This window comes from Clostridium sp. SM-530-WT-3G (genome assembly GCF_012843905.1).
Lineage (GTDB): Bacteria > Bacillota > Clostridia > Clostridiales > Clostridiaceae > Clostridium.
Map to the genome: position 1 here is coordinate 69,523 of NZ_JABAGC010000004.1, position 19,323 is coordinate 88,845.

Genomic DNA, 19,323 nt, shown 5'->3' on the forward strand with positions numbered 1-19,323 from the left:
TCTTTCATTACTTATTGTACACAACTCAAAATAAACTTATTATAATATAAAGCTTTTGATTAAACAATAATACCGTATACTTAATATTTTTAATTATTACGTATACGGCATTTTTTATTATCATTTTATTTTATAAATCATATCATTTTTTTAGTCTTTATTATAATATATTATTTAAGTCCAAGTTTTTGTCTCTTACTTATTATATGAGCTTCTATAGCTTCAGCTACTTCAACTGGATCATCCCCTAGTGCCACTTTTCCACCAGTTATTCCTTCGAGATCTTCTGTTAAAAGTTTTACTAGATTTGGAGCACCTGTAACAAATGGTGTAGGCGATAAATGTGTATATGCTCCATACGCTAATGCAAATATACCATCTATAGTTGCCTTTTGTTCCATCCATTCTGGTGCTGTAACTGCTATTGGCAAATCTGGAATATCAAGATTTAAATGATCAGCAAGCGCTGTAACAAGCATTGATATTCTTCCTGTATCTGTACAAGTACCAAAGCTCAATACTGGAGGTATTTTGAGCAAATGACATACTTCCTTTAAACCTTCTCCAGCATATTTATCAATAGCTTCTAAGTTTGCAAGACCTGCTACTTCAAGTCCATGATTACCACAGCCTCCTGCAACAACTAATATATCTCTTTTTACTAATTCCTTTGTTAAGTTGACTGTATTCCAGTCTTGAGGGCCATTTCTAAGTGTTGAACAATTTGCAAGTGCAACAACACCTTTTAATTTACCTGATGTAAGTACATCAACTAGTGGATCAAGTGTTCCACCAAGAGCTCCTACAACTGCTTCTGTTGAAAATCCTGCAATAGCTTTTGTAACATGTTTAGGAACCATTGGTTTTATTTTACCATGTCTCTTCTTAAAGTTTTCTATTGCTACCTTAATTAAATTATCTGCCATTTCATCAGCTTTTTGTGGATAATAAGGCATTTTATGTTCAGTTCCTGGTACACCAATTATTGTACTTATACTTACTAAAGCTAATTGATACTTTTCTGCATATTGATCAATAGCTGGTGGCGAACAATTTTCTTCCATTGCAAGTGCATCGACAGTTCCAGTAGCCAATAACGGCTCAATAGCTAGCCAGTTACCCATTAAACCAACGAATATATCATCTACCTCAAATCTCTGTAGTAATTCCTGTCCTGTTTCAATAGATCCTACTACTCTTATTCCTTTAGCTCCTGCTTTTATTGCTTCATCCTTGTATTCACCTTTTCTAAGCTTTTCAATAGTAGCTGCTCCTATCCAAGGCTGATGACCATTAAATACTATATTTACATAGTCAGGATCCATTATACCTAAATCAGTATCTACTTCATGAGGCATGGGAGTTCCAAATAAAATATCTTGAGTCATTTCAAGTCCAATTTGTGCTGTATATATTGTAGATAATCCTAGTCTAAGAGCTTTTGTAGCCAAAGATACATAATCTCCATCAACATTTGTCAAACAACTTGCTATTGAATTTTGAACTTCGTGATTAATACCTGAAGGATATATATGTAATTCTTTCCACACTGGCTTTCTCTTTTTAGGTGCAAATGCTTCTGTCACTATACTTTCTTCATCTGGACCATTTTTCATCTCTTTATCAAGTAAATCAGCAAGCTGTACTGCTAGTTTGTTAATATCTTGCTTAGTATCTATTCCAACCTTTTCGCACATCCATTTAAGTTTAGCTTCATCTTTTATTTTAAATGGTGTTTTTCCTTCTCCAGTAGCTCTAAGAGTTCTGAATGCTTCAAATGCATGATGTGCATAAGTAGCTGCTCCCATTATATTTCTCATAAGAAAATTTCTCATAGCCATAGCATCTGGACCAATACCACATACTCCTTTATCAGCACCAGTTTTTTCATTAATTCTACAAGGACCTTGTGTACATAACTGACAGCTTACCCCTTGAAGACAAAATTTACATCGTATTTTTTCTTGTGGTTCCCATCTTGAAAAAACACTTGAGAGTCCATCTGTCTGTATTCTCTTTAGCATTTCTTCAACAGAATCGTGATAACTTACACGACCTTCTAATTTTTCTCTAATTGTTTCGCTCATACTTATTGTACTGTTCTCCTTTCTATATATAAATAGTTATTTACATGTTTTATTCTTTTCAATACAATAAGTATTATTTGTATTCTAATTAAAATTATTCAAAAATTTGTATACAAAAAAACGTATGAATTAAAACAATTCATACGTTTTATCTTTAGAAAAAGTGATTTCTTATTATGCAAAAATTATATAAATATAGTCGTTTATATAATCTTAATTTACCCAACATGCCGTTCACTTACATATTCAAAACCTGCAACTCGCAGGTGGGTTCTGCGCAATTCATTTCTATTATCTTCTGCTGTAATAAGTAATATTTTATTTATTACAAATTTCTGAAGTCCAATATATCTAAATATATTGCTGATCCCGTAAATATAATGTAGGTTGAATATAATAAGCTACTTTTTCGCACATCTCAGGTTGTTTATGAGTTAATTATACCATTTTTAATCTTACTTTCAATTATGAATTTATTCCATATATCTCAAAAATTATATTGTAATTATAAACTAACACTACTTCACATTTATTTCTTAAATATAAATTATATACTATTTAATATCAAATCGATCTGCGTTCATAACCTTATTCCATGCAGCTACAAAATCATTTAGAAACTTTTCTTTGTTATCATCACAAGCATATACTTCAGCAATTGCTCGAAGTTGTGCATTTGAACCAAATATTAAATCAACTCTTGTTGCTGTCCATTTCACTCTTCCTGTTGCTCTATCACAACCTTCATATCTTCCACACTCTTCAGAAATTGGCTTCCATACTGTATCTATATCAAGTAGATTTACAAAGAAATCATTTGTGAGACATTCAGTTCTAGTTGTAAGCACACCATCTTTAGATTCTTTATAGTTTGCTCCAAGTACACGTAATCCTCCAATGAGTACTGTCATTTCTGGAGCAGTTAATTTTAATAATTGTGCACGGTCAATTAACATATTTTCTGGCTTCATTTCATATTTATATACATTTCTTAAATAGTTTCTAAATCCATCTGCCATAGGTTCAAGGCATATTCTAGCACCATTTGCACCACCTCATTTATCCGACCCTCTAAATGTAGATGCTATCAACTACCATATCTTCTTCATCTACATCTTTAGCTAACCATTGATATGCTCCTGCTGGACTTTTAACAAGTTCCCACTCATATTTAAATAATGTCTTTAAGTATCCCATATTCCATGTTGTAGGCTTTGCTTTCCAAGCTCCTTCAATACCACTTCCTGTAGTATACTTTCCCTTTCCAGTTCCATAACTATTCTCCCATCCAAAGCCCTGCTTCTCAATAGGTGCTTTATCTGGTGCTGGTCCAACATCTGATTTAGGTCTTGCTCCATGGCATTTTCCAAATGTATGTCCACCTGCTATAAGAACCATTGTTTCCTCATCATTCATAGCCATACGTTTAAAAGTTTCTCTTACATCTTTTGCAGATAATAATGGATCTGGAATTCCATCATGACCTTCGGGATTCACATATATAAGTCCCATTTGTGATGCTGCAAGTGGTTGTTCAATATTACCTGTCTCTTTATCCTCATTTGAAGGAAGTTCTTCTTTATTTCCCATCCCCCAATAAATATCCTTTTGGCATTCCCAAACATCTTCACGACCTCCACCAAACCCAATAGTCTTAAGCCCCATAATATCAAAAGCGCAATTACCTGTAAGTATTAAAAGATCTGCCCAAGAAATTTTATTTCCATATTTCTTTTTTATAGGCCAAAGAAGACGACGTGCTTTATCCAGATTTATATTGTCTGGCCAGCTTGCAATAGGTTCGAAACGCTGAATCCCATAACCACCTCCACCTCTTCCATCTTGTATTCTATAAGCACCTGCACTATGCCATGCCATACGTATAAAAAATGGCCCATAATTTCCATAAGCAGCAGGCCACCATTCTTTAGAATCTGTCATAAGCATATACAAATCTACTTTTAATGCTTCATAATCTAGCTTATTAAATTCTTCTGCGTAATTAAGACATTTAGACATAGGATTGCTAAGTTCTGAGTTTTCATGAAGCATATCAAGATTCAAGGTGTCAACACATATGTTACCACTATTTCCTTTTTCTCTCATAGTATGTCCACTCATACCTGTTACCGGACATCTGCTTATTGTCACAATACATTCACCTCATACTTAATTCATCTACTTGCAAAATTCATATTTTGCACTTGTATTATACAAATATGAAAATAAACATATTACTTAGACTAAAAATTGTGTAACATTAGAATTGAAACCCATTTTTAGAGTTAAGTATCTAAATTCCATAAATATATTTCTTTCATAGGATTAGTTTTAGATAATCCAATCTTAGTTACTTTCCCATTAAAAATAGAAAATTCCTTTACTAATTCCTGAAAAGCTATTACTAACTGTTCATTATCTAGCTTTTTCCCAATAGTAGCATGAGGAAGCCATTGAAAAGGCAGATAAAATTTACTTATAGATATATTTTCTATTAAAGATATTTCTTCATGGATACTTACAGATAAATTATGTAGATATTTATTTAAAACTGGAGCAAGATATATAACAGATGACTTAAATACACCAATTGATGCAAATGTAATAGCTCCAATTTTAATACTATTAATTCTTTTATCTAGTACTTCTATAACTTTTCTTTCATCATCACTTTGAAATGCAGCTATAGTTATATGCGGTGGTACATTTCCATCAGTCATAAATATATTTCCACATTTATTAGACACTTTATTTATAAACCTTTGTATTTTCTTTGATGTACTATCATCAAAATATAAAGATACTAAATACATCTGTTATCCCTGCATAACCTTAACATAAAAATTTCTATTTCTTGGCCCATCAAATTCACAGAAATATACATCCTGCCAGCACCCCAATATTAACTTTCCTTCATTTATTATAAGAGTTTGAGAAGCTCCTATTGTTGAAGACTTCATATGCGCATGGGAATTACCTTCAAAATGTTTGTAATGTCTATCATCTGTTGGATATGCTTTTTCAAAACCATAAATTAAATCTCTTACTACATCAGGATCAGCATTTTCATTTATAGTAATCCCAGCAGTTGTATGTGGACAGTATATTATAGCTATTCCTTCTTTAACACCACTGTTCTTTACATCTTCTCTTATAGTTTCTGTAATATCAATCATTGTCTGTCTTTGTCCTATAGTTAATGAATGTTTGTATAATTTGCTCATACTATACCTCCATAAATATATCTTAATTAACTAATTACAATTTATTTTATTTATAATCTTAGCTTTCTATTTTAATGTTTACAATCCATATGTCATATAATACTCTTCTTCACAAATATCTTCATTTAATTTCTTACTGAAAATTTTAAAATCATTATTAAGATAAAAGTTAATTGCTTTTTCATTTTGGCTATGTTAGCTTTTTTCGTGATAAATAGGGAATAAAAATAGCCACACATTAGTATTTTCAATATATAAAATTCTAAGATGTGGTTATTTTTATAGATTACTTTAAATTGTTCGTACTTTATTAATATTACTAATTAATTGTATGCTGTAATTCAATTTAAGACAATATAGATGAACTCATATTGCTGTTCATAATTTGGGTAAATTAAAAAAATATAATTCTTTGCAACTCACCCCAACATTTATACTTTTAATTTATCGATTTGAGATTTTATTATTAATATAATATTGATACAATTGTTATTGCACTTAAAATATAAGACATAGAAAGCATAATATCATTGTATTTCTTCTCTTTTATACTAAAAACTAACTGTATAGAACTTAACACGCCTAGTATAACTAATAGTATAAAATTTGTAAACATACCAGCTATAAATATGGTTTCTAGCATATATAAGATAAAAGCAATAAAAGTCGCTAATCTTATTGTTTTAAATATATTTTTCTTCATTTTTTCTCCTTTCTATATATAGTGATTTATGTTGTATCATTTTTTCATCCTTATTTCTTCACAATATATAACATTTGTGAACTTTACTATATTATACATAATGTTAATTTACTTTCCAATAGTAAAACAATTTCATTAATTTAAAGTGTAGTATATTGTTTTAAGCTAGTTCAATAAGTCTACTTCTAATAGTGTCTCTTGTTATAAGTGTTTCTTTAGTAGCTACATTAACTAACATATCTTTGATTCGGTCAGATTTTTTATTCTTCTTGCTTAATTGAAGAAATTTAAACCAAGCTAAATAGTTGTTTATATATTTTGTAGAAACACCATTGAATGGCATTAGCCATCTTTTAAAGCTACTATGAAGGGCATTTATATGTTGTAAATGATAAACACTATCTATCATTGATTTACCTCTAGGAACTTGTTTTAATTCTACATTTAATTTATCTTTTATTCCTATATATGATTTATGTGAATCCACACAAAAAGTAACATCTTTGCATATTTTATTATCAAAGAAGTTAACTATTTGATTTGTTGTAATTCTTCCATTGCAAACAGCCCCCATAATGATATTTCCTTTTCTATCAATTGCTGTTTCTATACATATCTGTTGCTTTGAAATTCCTCTTTTCTTTTTATCATGTTTGCCTTTACCTCTTTTTCTAGGTTCTCTAGGCATCACAAACGTAGTGCTTTTAGAATGATTTCCTTTAAAAGACTCTTTGATAAAACATTCATCAGCTTCAACTATACCTTCAACTTTATCATTTTTAAGTGAAAGGTTTATTACATCAAGTATTCTATGACGCATGTAAAAAGATGTTTTAACACCTACGCCTACTTCTTCAGCACATTTTCTTATAGAAAGCCCTAATATCATTAATTCACAGTATTTTAGCCACTTATCTAAGCCTAATTTTGTATTAGAGAATGGAGACATAGTAAACTCATCAAAACTTGTGCGACAACGTTTACAGATATATCTTTGTCTTCCGTTAGATTTTCCATTTTTATTCACATCTTTACATTGACATTTTGGACATTCATAACCATTTGAAAATCTACTCTCTTTAACATTATCTCTAATTTCAGATGAATTAAACAAAGTACTTAGTACTTCTTGAGCTACTGAAATTAACTCTCTAAATTCGTTCTTTTCTAAATCTTTTATCATAGCTTTTATGTCTGTTTTTGGCATAATACTAGGCATCCTTTCTAAAATAGGTTGAAATATAGTTAATATCTATATTTTCTTATTTGTATTCTCACTATATATTTATATAATAACATAACTATAAGAAGTGAAATCTTTCTAATCTTCATAAATACTATCCTTGATTTTATTAGTTATTATATTTTTATTATATATAATGATTTATTCAAAAAAATAATTACCTTTACTACATATTTAAATTATAGCTAAATTACTTAAAATAGTATGGATAATTTCTAATTTATATAACAAAATACTTTTAGATAGTCATATAAATTCATTGAACTTAATATAAAAAAATGTTAAGCTATGAATATTAGACCTATAAAAAAGTCTTTATAATTTTTTTAATTACAATAGATAAAAAGTATTTTAAGGGCTTATTTTTTCATAAGCTCTTTTTTATTCATAAAGCGAGGTATTACTATGTTAAAAATTGAAAACTTGACTTATTCATTTCCTGAAAAGGATCTATATAAAAATGTTTCATTTACATTAGAAACTGATAAACATGCTGCTTTTATAGGAACTAATGGAAGTGGAAAAAGTACACTTATAGATATGATTATGGACCCTGAAAAATATTTATATGATGGAAAAATAGAAAAATCTCCAAATTGTAAAATTGGATATGTACGCCAATTCTCACAACAGGATAAAGCAAGAGAAATCACTGTTTTTGACTATATCTGCGAAGATTATAATAGAATTCAAAACGAAATAACTTCTATATGTACTGAAATGGAAACCTCTTCTGATATTGAACCCTTATTAGAAAAATATCAAGAAGCTTTAGATGCATTAGATGCTATTGGTGGAGATGAATTTGAAAATAACGTTAATAAGAAATTAAATCTTGCAGATTTAATGAAACATAAAGACTTAATGATATCTGAACTTAGTGGTGGTGAATTTAAGCTTGTTCAAGTAATGAAAGGAATGCTTAATAATCCAGATTTAATAATAATGGATGAACCAGATGTGTTCTTAGATTTTGAAAACCTTAATTCTCTTAAAAATTTAATTAATTCTCATAAAGGTACAATGCTTGTAATAACACATAACAGATATCTTCTTAACAATTGCTTTGATAAGATTATTCATCTTGAAAACATGGAAGTACAAGAGTTTAATGGAAATTATATAGATTATAACTTCTCATTACTTCAAACAAAAGTGGAATTACAAGAGCTTGCTGCTGAAGATACAGCTGAAATCGAAAGAAATGATAAATTAATAGAATACTTCAGAGAACTTGCAAGTGAAAATGCTGAACGTTTTAGAGGAAAAACACTTCGTGCCAGAGTTAAAATTCAAGAAAGATTAGAAGCTCGTAGAATTAAAGCACCATTCTTAGCAATAAAGGAACCAGATATAGATTTAAATACAACAAATGAAATTGATGAAGAAACTATTGCATTAAAACTTAAAAATTACAATGCTGCATTTAATGAAGTATTATTTGAAGATGTTAACTTTGAAGTTAAAGCTGGTGACAAAGTTGCAATCGTAGGTTCAAATGGTACTGGTAAAACCACTTTAATGCAAGATATATTCAGCAACCATAATACTAATGATTCTATTGAAGTAAATGAAAATATTGAAATGGCATATTTATCACAGCTTCAACATAAAACATTAAATGATTCTAATACAGTACGTGAAGAATTCATTGAAGTTGGCTTTAAAGATAATGATGAAATCATGGAACATATTTCAAAGTACAGTTTTGAAGATAGAGAAATACTTAAACAAGAAATAGGTTCTTTATCTGGTGGAGAACAAAACATGCTGCAACTTGCTAAGATTTCTACAAGCAATGCAAACATGTTACTTCTTGATGAACCAACTAGCCACTTGGATACATATTCACAAATAGCATTAGAAAAAGCTATAAAGAAATACAATGGTACAATACTTATGGTTTCACATGACTTCTACTCTATAGTAAACTGTATGGACTATATATTATTTGTTGAAGATAAGAAAATAAGAAGAATGAATATGAAAACATTCAAAAAGATGGTTTATGCAAATTACTTTGATAAAGACTATTTAGAAATTGAACATAACAAAAAAATGCTTGAAATACAAATAGAATTAGCTTTAAAGGATAATGATTTTGATACAGCAAAAGAATTATGTGAACAACTAGAAAAGCTTGTTAAACAACTTTCTCGTTAGTTTTTAATATGATAAAAAGCGTATGAATAAAAAACAATTCATACGCTTTTACAATAGTGATAATACGTAAATCAATATTATCAATTAAGTTTCATAATATATTATTTATAGATAAATAAAAAAATATCCCAATATGCCGTTCACTTATATATTCATAACCTGCGCCTCGCAGGTGGGTTCCACTCAACTTACTTTTATTATTTTCTGCTATAAACAATATAAATTATTATTTATAAATTACTGAAATCCAATATCCATAAATTTATTGCAGATCCCGAAAATGTAATGTAGGTTGAATATAATAAGCTACTTTTCCGTACATCTCAGGATTTCTATAGCTTTATTATATCACTTTTTGTCACTTTTTCAATCACTTATTTTTACCATAAGTTGATTTTGATTCATTTCCGTTGCTAGATTTTAATTCATCTCTAATTTCTTCTAATAACTTATTTGTTTTTTGTGTACTTTCTGCTTGTGCTTCATCTTTTGTCTTAATTTTTTCAGGATCTTTACCTATTAAAAGAATCAAACAAAATATACATAATGAAATTATTAAAAAGTTAAGTGCAACTTGCAGAAAGTTTCCATACGTAATAGCAACTTCTGAACGACTTTCAGTTGCTGAACTTAGAACCCACTTCAAATCTGAAAATGTAATTTTCCCTGCTAGCATTCCTATTGGGGGCATAAGAATATCATCAACAATACTCTTAATTACTCCTGAAAAAGCATCACCTATAACAACACCAACAGCTAAATCAATAACGCTTCCTCTCATAAAGAAAGCTTTGAATTTTCGAAAAATGCTACTATTACTTTTAATATCACTATTACTATCATTATTACTACTATTCATGTGTAATCACCTCTAGCCTATTTCTGTCATTAATTATGTCAAATTAATATTACTAGGCTAGTATAACCTCTTAATATAGAATCTATTCTTCATTTACACTTTCAATATTATATATAACTTATCTTTCACTTGCTAATATTCCATAATAACTTGCATCACAGATACCTTGATTATTATAATCTGCACTTCTCAAAGTACCTTCATATTTCATTCCACATTTTTTCATAACTTCTCCTGAATGTGAATTTCTTGGGTCATGTCTTGACTCTAAACGATTCATTCCTACCTCTTCAAATAAAAAATCTATAACACATTGTAAAGCTTCAAACATTATTCTCTTATGCCACCATTGGCTACTAAGACAATATCCTATATGCGCCATAGAAATAGTGTTATCACATGTATTTACGCCTATACTACCTATTGGTTCAGAACTGTTTTCCTTTAATATAATTGCCCATTGGTAATAGTCTTTTCGAGAATAATTTCCTATCCAATCTTTTATTACACTTTTACTTTTACCAACATAATTTATTAACACAAAAAAATATTATCTCAAATCATAATAATCTCTAAATACAAAAAAGACACTATTATAAAAATAGTACCTTTTCCATATAAAATATATTTAATTAACGAACAAAGTTAGTCCATGCTCTTTCTTCTCTTTCTGGTAATTGAATTCCTGCTTTCTTACCAGCTTCAATTGATTTTAATAACCATGCCATATTATTTCCTAAGATACGCATAGTCTGCATACCTTCTAAATCTTGTTTAACATCTTCTGGCTTAGATCCATGAACCATATTCCAATATTGAGATGAAACTATTGGCATATTACTTATTGTGAAATACTTATTTATTTGATCAAATGTAGCTGTAGTTCCAGCACGACGAGCACTTATTACTGCAGCTGCAGGTTTATTTTCAAATCTTCCTTGTTGAGCATAAAACACTCTATCCATAAATGAAGTAAGCATTCCAGATGCTGCTGCATAATGTACAGGTGAACCGAAAATAAATCCATCTGCCTCTGAAGATTTTTCTAAGAATTTATTTACTGGATCATCCATAAAGCATTCACCAGTTTTTCTACAGGAACCACAGCCTATACAGCCTGAAATAGGTTTTGCTCCTAATTGAAATATTTCTGTTTCTACGCCATTCTTTTCTAACGCTGATGCCACTTCACTTAAAGCTGTATATGTACATCCTCTTGGATGTGGACTTCCATTTACTAATATTACTTTCATAAAAAATATGCTCCTTAATTTATATAACTTTATAAATATCTATTGAAAAATATACTAGATATTATAGACTTATTTTAATACATTATAGTTACTGTAAGTCAAGAAAAAATAATATTTTTAAGGTATAATACATTAAATTTATTATACCTTAAGAATATTCATTTAAATTTATAGCTATATATTTTTGTTATTCAGTGTTTTGAACCATCTCAAAAACTCACTCATATAGCACTTTTGATTAAATCCATGACCTCCACTTTCAACAGAGATCTCTTTAATATTAACACCTTTTTTTCTAGCTACATTAATATAACTTTTAGCCCCATCTGAACCAACTATCAAATCATTAGTACCATAAGCAACTAGTTGTGGAATATCTTCTGAAGTTATATACTTCTTTAAATCCATTTCTTCTAATAATTCCATCCTTTTTTGCTTATTTCTAACTTCCTCACTATTAAATAAACTAAATAGCATAGGAACATTATTATAATAATCTAATACTGGATAAATCATTGCTGCATTAGCAATATTATCACTAACTTTATCTATTTCATCAATAATATATTCCTCTGGAAATAAATCTTTTCCTCTTATTTTGTTAATGAAGCATCCAACCTGAGTGCCTCCTGCTGAAAATCCAATTAACCCTATCTTATCTGGATTAATTCCGTAATCTAAGGAATGATATCTTAAATATCTTATTGCCCTTTGAACATCTAATTGTGGAATTGGATATTCATATGGATTTGATCGATAATGTAACACAAATGCATTTATTCCATTCTTATTTAAAGTATAAGCAACCTCCTTACCTTCTTGTGTACTACCGTCCATTGATTTATATCCATAGCCACCACCTGGAATTATAATAACTGATTCATCACTACTATCCACTAAATATGGAATTAAATATGGTTCATCCTCATAAGTCTCTTTTTCATATCCACCTTTAATTTCATAAAGATAAGTAAATGTATCAATTGTTTTTTCTTTATTAGAAAATTTATTCCCAACAATGGCCTTAGCAAATTCTTCATTAGAAACTAGTCTATTTTTATCAATATTCATATCATCTAGTTTGCTACGAGAACTGTTACCAGCTACATTCTCCCATATCTTAATCCTCTTATCATAATCCACACCACTTTTTACCTTTATACTAGATGCCTCAGTAACTTTACACATAAACATTCCTGATATAATAGTCAGACTAAAAAAAGCCAGTAAAAGAACTTTTAAAAATTTTAACGCTCTAAATTTTCTTTTCTTTATTAAATTTTTATTTTTAATAATTTTACCTCTATATATTATATTTTAAATTATTATATTACCCTTTAAGAGTTATATTAAAATACTATATGTATTATAATAACATTTATTACCTTAAAATCAAAATACAGTATTTACAATAATTATATTATTTATTAGAGGCGAAAAAGCATTTAGCATCAAATCTAATTAATTCTTTTTACACAATGATTTTACTGATCTTTTTACCACATCAAAAAAGCTTAAAGAACTTACAATACGGTTTGGATTAACATAATTTCTAACTGTACGAAGCACTCTTTTAGGATCTTTTGATGCAAAGGTATATGTTCCATTTTTTTTAGTTCTAATTGCATACCTTGGTATCCATTTTCCCTTAAACATAACAGATACAATTACATAATCAACTTCTTCCCAAGGAATTTGTATATAATTTTTAACATCACGAGAATCATAAAATTCAAACCCCTTATCACCCACCATAATTTTTCCATAACTTGTTATCCCATTAAATGATGTTGCATCAATTGTAAGGTCTACTTTTGTATTTAAAGATTGAATCATCTTACATACCTCCATTTTTTATACATAAATCCTTTATACATAGATTATATATAAACGATTTATATATAAAATCAATTTATATTTTTTAAAATCAAATTATCTTCACTGCTATACATTACTGATTTTTGAAACTCATAATTTATAAAAGCCTAGGCATAGTACCTAGGCTTTTATAAAGATTACATTAATCCAATTAAGTGGAATACAATTCCTATGATGAATAATCCAATTATAAGTATAATAGGAGAAACTTTCTTCTTAAGTAACCACATACAAATAAGTGTAATTATTAATCCAGCAAGTCCAGGAATTAAATCATCTAAGTTATTTTGTAATGTTGTAATTTTAATTGGACTTAAAGATAAACCTGCTGCTTGTTGTACTAATGCTTGTCTGATACCTTCTGCACCACTTGGTAAGCTGTTCCAATCAATATATGCTCCATTAGCTAAATTAACTGAAGATATAACCGGAGTAAATTTAACTTTTACCCATCTATTAACTAATGACCCTAGTATAAACATACCAAGTATAGATGCACCCTTTGTAATATCTTGTAGTAAACTTCCTGATAAGTCTTCACTTATACGAGAACCAGCTTTATAACCAAATTCTTGTGTATACCATGTAAATGCCATACGAATAGCATTCCAAGCCACGAAGAAAATAATAGGTCCAAGTATACTTCCTGTCATAGCAAGCGAAGCTCCTAATCCTCCTAATATTGGTCTAACTGTAAACCAGAATACTGGATCTCCAATACCAGCTAAAGGTCCCATCATACCAACCTTAACACCTTGTATTGTTGTATCATCTATTGCAGTACCATTTGCACGTTCTTCTTCTAATGCTAGTGTTACTCCTAGAATTGGTGAAGCAACATATGGATGTGTATTAAAGAATTCTAAGTGACGTTTTAATGCTGCTGATCTATCTTCTTTACTCTTATATAATTTCTTTATTGCTGGTATCATGGCATAAGCCCAACCACCATTTTGCATTCTTTCATAGTTCCAAGAACCTTGAAGAAAAGTTGAACGCCACCAAACAGAAAGACGATCTTTTTTAGTTAATCTCAATTTTTCATTTTCCATTTTACATTCGCCCCTTCCTTAGTACCTATCAATTATATCGCCTACAGGATCGCCAGTATTTGAACTTCCATCATTACCTGATCCGCCTTGTTTAGAAAGCTTTAAGTAAATAAGAGCTATAGATACACCAATTACTCCAAGTCCTATAAGTGTAAGATTAGTAATAGTTGCTAATACAAAACCAATTGCAAAGAATGGCCATACTTCTTTAGTTGCCATCATATTAATTACCATTGCATATCCTACAGCAACTACCATTCCACCACCTATTGATAAACCATCTGTAAGCCATGCTGGCATTAGAGCAAGTAATTCTCCAATAGGACCTGCACCAATAGCTATGATTAAAGCAGCTGGAATTGCTATACGTATACCTTGTAAGCAAACGCCTAACATATGCCACATTTCAACTTTTCCAATCTTTCCTTCATTTGCGGCTGCATCCATAAAATGTGCAAATGCTGTAGTAATAGTACGACAAATAATAGTTAATAATAATCCTGCAACAGCTAATGTAACTGCTATTGCAATTGCTGAAGTAACTCCTGCTTTTCCTTGTCCACTAAGAACTAAAATTAATGCAGATGCTACAGAAGCAAGAGCTGCATCTGGGGCTACTGCCGCACCAATGTTTGCCCATCCTAATGCCATCATTTGAAGTGTACCACCTAGAATTAAACATGGTACCAAATTACCTGTAACTAGTCCAATTAATGTACATGCAACTATTGGCTGATGAAATTGAAATTCATCTAAAACTCCTTCTACACCAGCTAAAAATGCTATTATAATTATTAATATAATTTGAATTATATTTAAAGTCATAATTACTCATCCTCCTTTAGTCAAATACTTAAATCTATTTTTGTTTGTTTAATTCCTCTTGGGCTTTTTTAAGTATTTCGTCCATATTGCCTTTTGAATCACTTGGTACTTTACGAACATCAAATTCAATACCAGCTTGTTTTAATTTCTTAAAAGTATCAATATCATTTTGATCAAATGCAAGAACCTTATTAGGTTGAACTTTTCCTGTAGAATGAGCCATAGATCCAACATTTATTGTTTTTAAAGGAACTCCACCTTCTATTGCTCTAAGTACATCTTGTGGATTTTCAAAAAGAAGAAGAGCACGTTGTCCACCAAAATGCTTATCATCTTGTGCTAGTTTAATCATATGCTCAACAGGAACGACATGAGCTTTAACACCTGGAGGTGCTGCTTGTTGAATCAATTGTTTACGAAGTTTATCTTTAGCGACATCGTCTGATACAACAATAATTCTTGTAGGCTGAGTTGCTTTTGTCCATCCAGTTGCAACTTGACCATGAAGCAAACGTGAGTCAATACGAGCTAAAACATACTCAAATTTTCCAGGCCTACCTGCATTAGAATTATCAGGTAAAGCTGATGAAGCTTCAGAAGCCTTTTCATCATTTGATGCTTCTAATTCCTCAGGCCTTACTTTAACTCCTTCTCTAGCTGGACTTAAAATATAAGCTGCAATTTCATGGGCTGTTTCCATTGATAAGCGTGCACCATAAGCTTCAATAAGCATTGGTAAATTCAAACCACTAACAATTGCCCATTTATCTTTGTGTTTTTCAAACAAAGAATTAGCTTGGTTAAATGGAGTACCACCCCAAAGATCCGCTAAGACTAGGACCTCATCTTGATTGGAAAAAGATGCTATTGCTTTTTCCATCTTTGCTCTAATATCATCAGGACCTTCACTTGGCATTAATGTGACTGCTGCTACATCTTCTTGTTCTCCAAAAATCATAGAACCAGATTGCAATATGCCTTTAGCAAATTCCCCGTGACTAGCAAGAATAATTCCTACCATTTTTGTACCTCCTATTTCTTATTTGTTACAAAAACTAAAGACATAACTCCTTCAAATATAATCATAAATAGAAAATATTTTAATTCATTCTATTAAATTGTAAAAATATATAAACTTCAAAATATTCTATTTATAATTACATTTCTATTGTAAATCCTTATATCTAATAGAATCAGTAACATAATAAACAATATTTTTAACATTGTAATCATACTGGAAACACCGCCCTAAGCTGACTACGTTTTCATTTTATCACTCCAATCCTTCTTTTGCAATATATTTTGAGTTATTTTGAGTTTTTTTGACAAAATTTGAATCGTTTTATCTTTTCATTTCATTTTAACAGCATATCCTATAGTATTTATAAAAATATGATAATAATTATTACTTATTTTTTATACTACAAATATATATTTTTCTTTATATTAAAAGAATATAATAAAAAACGTATAAGTCTTCTAGATTCATACGTTTTTTATATAAAATATTATTTAATTAAATTAACAAACAAAAAAACACTGGTTATAAATGATTTAAATTATACTTTTATTTCATATTATTCTTATTTGCTAATGCCTCATCTCTTATTTCACATATCATTTTACTTAATGCTTCTTCTCTTCTTACATTTTTTTCCTTCATATTTTGAATTTCATCAGGATTATCAGATTTTGCAATCATATCATTAGCAAGACTTATATTCTTCAAAGTATTATCAATATTTTCTTGAATTCTTTGAACATTATCCCTTCTATCATCTGGTTTTGGATTCATATTATCATCTCCTTAATCTTCAATATAATAATAGTGTCCCCAAAATAAAAAGTATCATTATAAATATTAAAATTTTATTTTTACAAAATTTGAACTGTCTGCAAAACCACGAAAACAGTTGCAGACAGTTCTCTTCTTTTATATCCACTATTATAATTTTTGTTTTGTTTAACCTAATATTTCATTCTTTTTTCTATGAAACATAGTAAATATGTACGATGCTAAAATTGAAACAATTGCTGCTACTAGTATAGATACCTTTGCTACATTAATTTCAACTTCTCTATTTGCAAAAGCAATTTCAGTTATAAATAATGACATTGTAAATCCTATACCTGCAATAACTGAAACTATAAAAATATCATACCATTTTGAGTTTTCTGGCTTTTTAGCTATATTAAGTAAATTACCTATATAACCAAAACCAACTATACCCAAAGGTTTTCCTACACATAGACCTAGTACTATTCCAATAAGCAGAGTCATATCATTACTAAAGTCTAAATTTCCTCCAAAAGCTATACCTGTATTTGTAAAGGCAAATAAAGGAAGAATTATAAAATTAGAAAAGCCTTCTAAGGCATGCTGTAATTTATAGTTTAAGTCTATATGTCTATTATACTCATCATGTACTGGTATACAGAAAGCCAGAATAACTCCACTAAGTGTTGAATGAATCCCACTATAAAGCATAGCTAACCATAACATCAATCCAACTATTAAATATGTATATAAATTATTTAACTTTTCTACTTTTCTGATACATAATAAAACTATTGTAAGTATTATAGCTGCTACTATTCCTGATATTCTAATATGAGAAGAATAAAAAACTCCTATAATTACTATTGATAATAAGTCATCTACTACTGCTAAAGTAAGTAAAAATATTTTTAAAGATTGATTTACTCTATCCTTTAATATAGCAAATATCCCAATTGCAAATGCAATATCTGTAGATAAAGGTATTCCAACCCCTACTTCTAAATTTGTGTTAAAATTAAATATTGAGAAAATTATTGCTGGAACAGCCATTCCACCAACTGCAGCTAATACAGGAAAAGCCGCCTGTTTAATACTTGATAATTTTCCATAGACTATTTCTCTTTTAATTTCACATCCTACTACTATAAAAAATATAGCCATTAAAAAATCATTTACTAAAAAATGAATATTAAATTCTTCACCAATTTTTAAATTATATACTACAGTATAATATATATTTTTTAAAGGTGTATTTGCAAATAATAAAGCTGCAACAGTTGCTACTAATAATAATATCCCTGGAGCTGCATCTGAATTTAATATACTCCCCTTTTCTTCTTTACTAGTGTTCATACTTAATCTTCTCCTTTGTTTTAAACTCCTATCTAAACTCATATAATTTAAAATATTCCATATAAAAAAGTTGTTTAACCACACCTCTTTTAGAATATAAATTTCAAAACCCACATAGTTCAAGAACTTAATATTATTTTTATTCAATGTTTTTAACCTATATTATTTTCTTATATCATTACAATAACATTGCGGATAGCAAACTAATTTCCATAATACAAATAGTATTTTTTTATAATACTAGCAAATAATAATATTGCGTGTCAACAAATTATTCAAATTTAGTAATTTTATCAAGCATTATACAAAAATTGTAGTTAAGTCTTCTAACAGTAGTATTTTAATCTTTATTTGCCTTACCTATTATATAATTCAAAAATCTTATTTATACAAATATTATATATATTCAAAATATTTTATATACATAGAATAAAACAACTGTTCTTCCTAACAATTCAATAGAGATTTTATAGACCTTTTCATAACATCAAAAAAGCTTAATGAATTAACCATACGATTTGGATCCACATAATTTCTAACAGTCCTAAGAACTTTTTTTGCATCTTTTGAAGCAAAAGTATATGTTCCATTCTTCTTTGTTCTAATTGCATATCTTGGTATCCACTTTCCTTTTAATATAACAGATACAATCACATAATCAACTTCATTCCAAGGAATCTGAATATACTTTCTATAATCACGAGAATCATAAAATTCAAAACCTTTATCACCAATCATAATTTTGCCATAATTAGTTACTCCATTAAAAGATGTTGCATTAATTGTAAGATTAACTTTTGTATTTAAAGATTGAACCATTTTTCTGCCTCCATTTCTTTTTATACATAAATCCTTAATACACAAAAATTATATGTAAACGATTTATGTATAAAAAAGCTTATT

General features: G+C 29.1%; 17 protein-coding genes, 2 other RNA genes and 1 pseudogene. 1 reads left to right on the forward strand and 19 read right to left on the reverse strand.

The genetic code is table 11. The features are described 5' to 3' along the window. Positions 1 to 170: 170 nt before the first annotated feature. The 7 genes and pseudogenes from cooS to HF850_RS03015 form a co-directional block, all read right to left on the reverse strand. Positions 171 to 2,087: an anaerobic carbon-monoxide dehydrogenase catalytic subunit gene (gene cooS / locus HF850_RS02985; RefSeq protein ID WP_169104000.1), complete on the reverse strand. Its 1,917-nt coding sequence runs from the start codon at positions 2,085 to 2,087 to the stop codon at positions 171 to 173. Positions 2,088 to 2,302: 215 nt separating this feature from the next. Then, positions 2,303 to 2,515, reverse strand: a non-coding RNA gene (ssrS, locus tag HF850_RS02990) — 6S RNA. Positions 2,516 to 2,641: 126 nt separating this feature from the next. Further along, positions 2,642 to 4,208 (reverse strand): annotated as a pseudogene (locus HF850_RS02995) (peroxidase family protein). A gap of 164 nt (positions 4,209 to 4,372) precedes the next feature. Next, entirely contained in the window at positions 4,373 to 4,900 is a 528-nt protein-coding gene (locus tag HF850_RS03000) for a 2'-5' RNA ligase family protein (protein WP_169104001.1), read from the reverse strand. 3 nt (positions 4,901 to 4,903) lie between these two features. Then, the gene (locus HF850_RS03005; protein ID WP_169104002.1) at positions 4,904 to 5,311 is read right to left on the reverse strand and encodes a secondary thiamine-phosphate synthase enzyme YjbQ; all 408 of its coding nucleotides are present in this window, start codon (positions 5,309 to 5,311) and stop codon (positions 4,904 to 4,906) included. Positions 5,312 to 5,777: 466 nt separating this feature from the next. Further along, positions 5,778 to 6,014 (reverse strand): hypothetical protein, encoded by a 237-nt coding sequence (locus HF850_RS03010; RefSeq protein WP_169104003.1) that lies wholly within the window; start codon positions 6,012 to 6,014, stop codon positions 5,778 to 5,780. Positions 6,015 to 6,174: 160 nt separating this feature from the next. Continuing rightward, entirely contained in the window at positions 6,175 to 7,221 is a 1,047-nt protein-coding gene (locus HF850_RS03015) for an IS1595 family transposase (protein ID WP_169104004.1), read from the reverse strand. Between the two features lie 441 nt (positions 7,222 to 7,662). Here HF850_RS03015 and HF850_RS03020 point away from each other — a divergent pair, with 441 nt between their 5' ends. After that, complete coding sequence (locus HF850_RS03020) at positions 7,663 to 9,420, forward strand: ATP-binding cassette domain-containing protein (RefSeq protein ID WP_169104005.1); 1,758 nt, start codon at positions 7,663 to 7,665, stop codon at positions 9,418 to 9,420. 121 nt (positions 9,421 to 9,541) lie between these two features. Here HF850_RS03020 and ssrS (HF850_RS03025) read toward each other — a convergent pair. From ssrS (HF850_RS03025) to HF850_RS03080, 12 genes are all read right to left on the reverse strand, one after another. After that, a non-coding RNA gene (ssrS, locus tag HF850_RS03025) (6S RNA) lies at positions 9,542 to 9,753 on the reverse strand. A 37-nt stretch (positions 9,754 to 9,790) separates the two neighbouring features. Further along, positions 9,791 to 10,279, reverse strand: a complete 489-nt coding sequence (gene mscL, locus HF850_RS03030) for a large-conductance mechanosensitive channel protein MscL (RefSeq protein WP_169104006.1) — start codon at positions 10,277 to 10,279, stop codon at positions 9,791 to 9,793. A 118-nt stretch (positions 10,280 to 10,397) separates the two neighbouring features. Continuing rightward, a complete protein-coding gene (locus HF850_RS03035) occupies positions 10,398 to 10,820 on the reverse strand; it encodes a GNAT family N-acetyltransferase (RefSeq protein WP_169104007.1) in 423 nt (140 codons plus the stop codon). 91 nt (positions 10,821 to 10,911) lie between these two features. Beyond that, positions 10,912 to 11,532: a flavodoxin family protein gene (locus HF850_RS03040; RefSeq protein ID WP_169104008.1), complete on the reverse strand. Its 621-nt coding sequence runs from the start codon at positions 11,530 to 11,532 to the stop codon at positions 10,912 to 10,914. A gap of 174 nt (positions 11,533 to 11,706) precedes the next feature. Further along, positions 11,707 to 12,720, reverse strand: a complete 1,014-nt coding sequence (locus tag HF850_RS03045) for an alpha/beta hydrolase (protein WP_206151575.1) — start codon at positions 12,718 to 12,720, stop codon at positions 11,707 to 11,709. A gap of 273 nt (positions 12,721 to 12,993) precedes the next feature. Next, the gene (locus HF850_RS03050) at positions 12,994 to 13,368 is read right to left on the reverse strand and encodes a DUF956 family protein (RefSeq protein ID WP_169104010.1); all 375 of its coding nucleotides are present in this window, start codon (positions 13,366 to 13,368) and stop codon (positions 12,994 to 12,996) included. 179 nt (positions 13,369 to 13,547) lie between these two features. Continuing rightward, positions 13,548 to 14,462 (reverse strand): PTS system mannose/fructose/sorbose family transporter subunit IID, encoded by a 915-nt coding sequence (locus HF850_RS03055; protein WP_169104011.1) that lies wholly within the window; start codon positions 14,460 to 14,462, stop codon positions 13,548 to 13,550. An 18-nt stretch (positions 14,463 to 14,480) separates the two neighbouring features. Further along, entirely contained in the window at positions 14,481 to 15,287 is an 807-nt protein-coding gene (locus tag HF850_RS03060) for a PTS mannose/fructose/sorbose transporter subunit IIC (protein WP_169104012.1), read from the reverse strand. Positions 15,288 to 15,321: 34 nt separating this feature from the next. Continuing rightward, complete coding sequence (locus HF850_RS03065) at positions 15,322 to 16,308, reverse strand: mannose/fructose/sorbose PTS transporter subunit IIA (RefSeq protein ID WP_169104013.1); 987 nt, start codon at positions 16,306 to 16,308, stop codon at positions 15,322 to 15,324. 546 nt (positions 16,309 to 16,854) lie between these two features. After that, positions 16,855 to 17,082: a small acid-soluble spore protein Tlp gene (gene tlp, locus HF850_RS03070; protein ID WP_169104014.1), complete on the reverse strand. Its 228-nt coding sequence runs from the start codon at positions 17,080 to 17,082 to the stop codon at positions 16,855 to 16,857. A gap of 168 nt (positions 17,083 to 17,250) precedes the next feature. Continuing rightward, a complete protein-coding gene (nhaA, locus tag HF850_RS03075) occupies positions 17,251 to 18,420 on the reverse strand; it encodes a Na+/H+ antiporter NhaA (protein ID WP_169104015.1) in 1,170 nt (389 codons plus the stop codon). Positions 18,421 to 18,867: 447 nt separating this feature from the next. Continuing rightward, on the reverse strand, positions 18,868 to 19,239 hold the full coding sequence (locus HF850_RS03080; protein WP_169104016.1) for a DUF956 family protein: 372 nt from the start codon (positions 19,237 to 19,239) through the stop codon (positions 18,868 to 18,870). Positions 19,240 to 19,323: the final 84 nt, after the last annotated feature.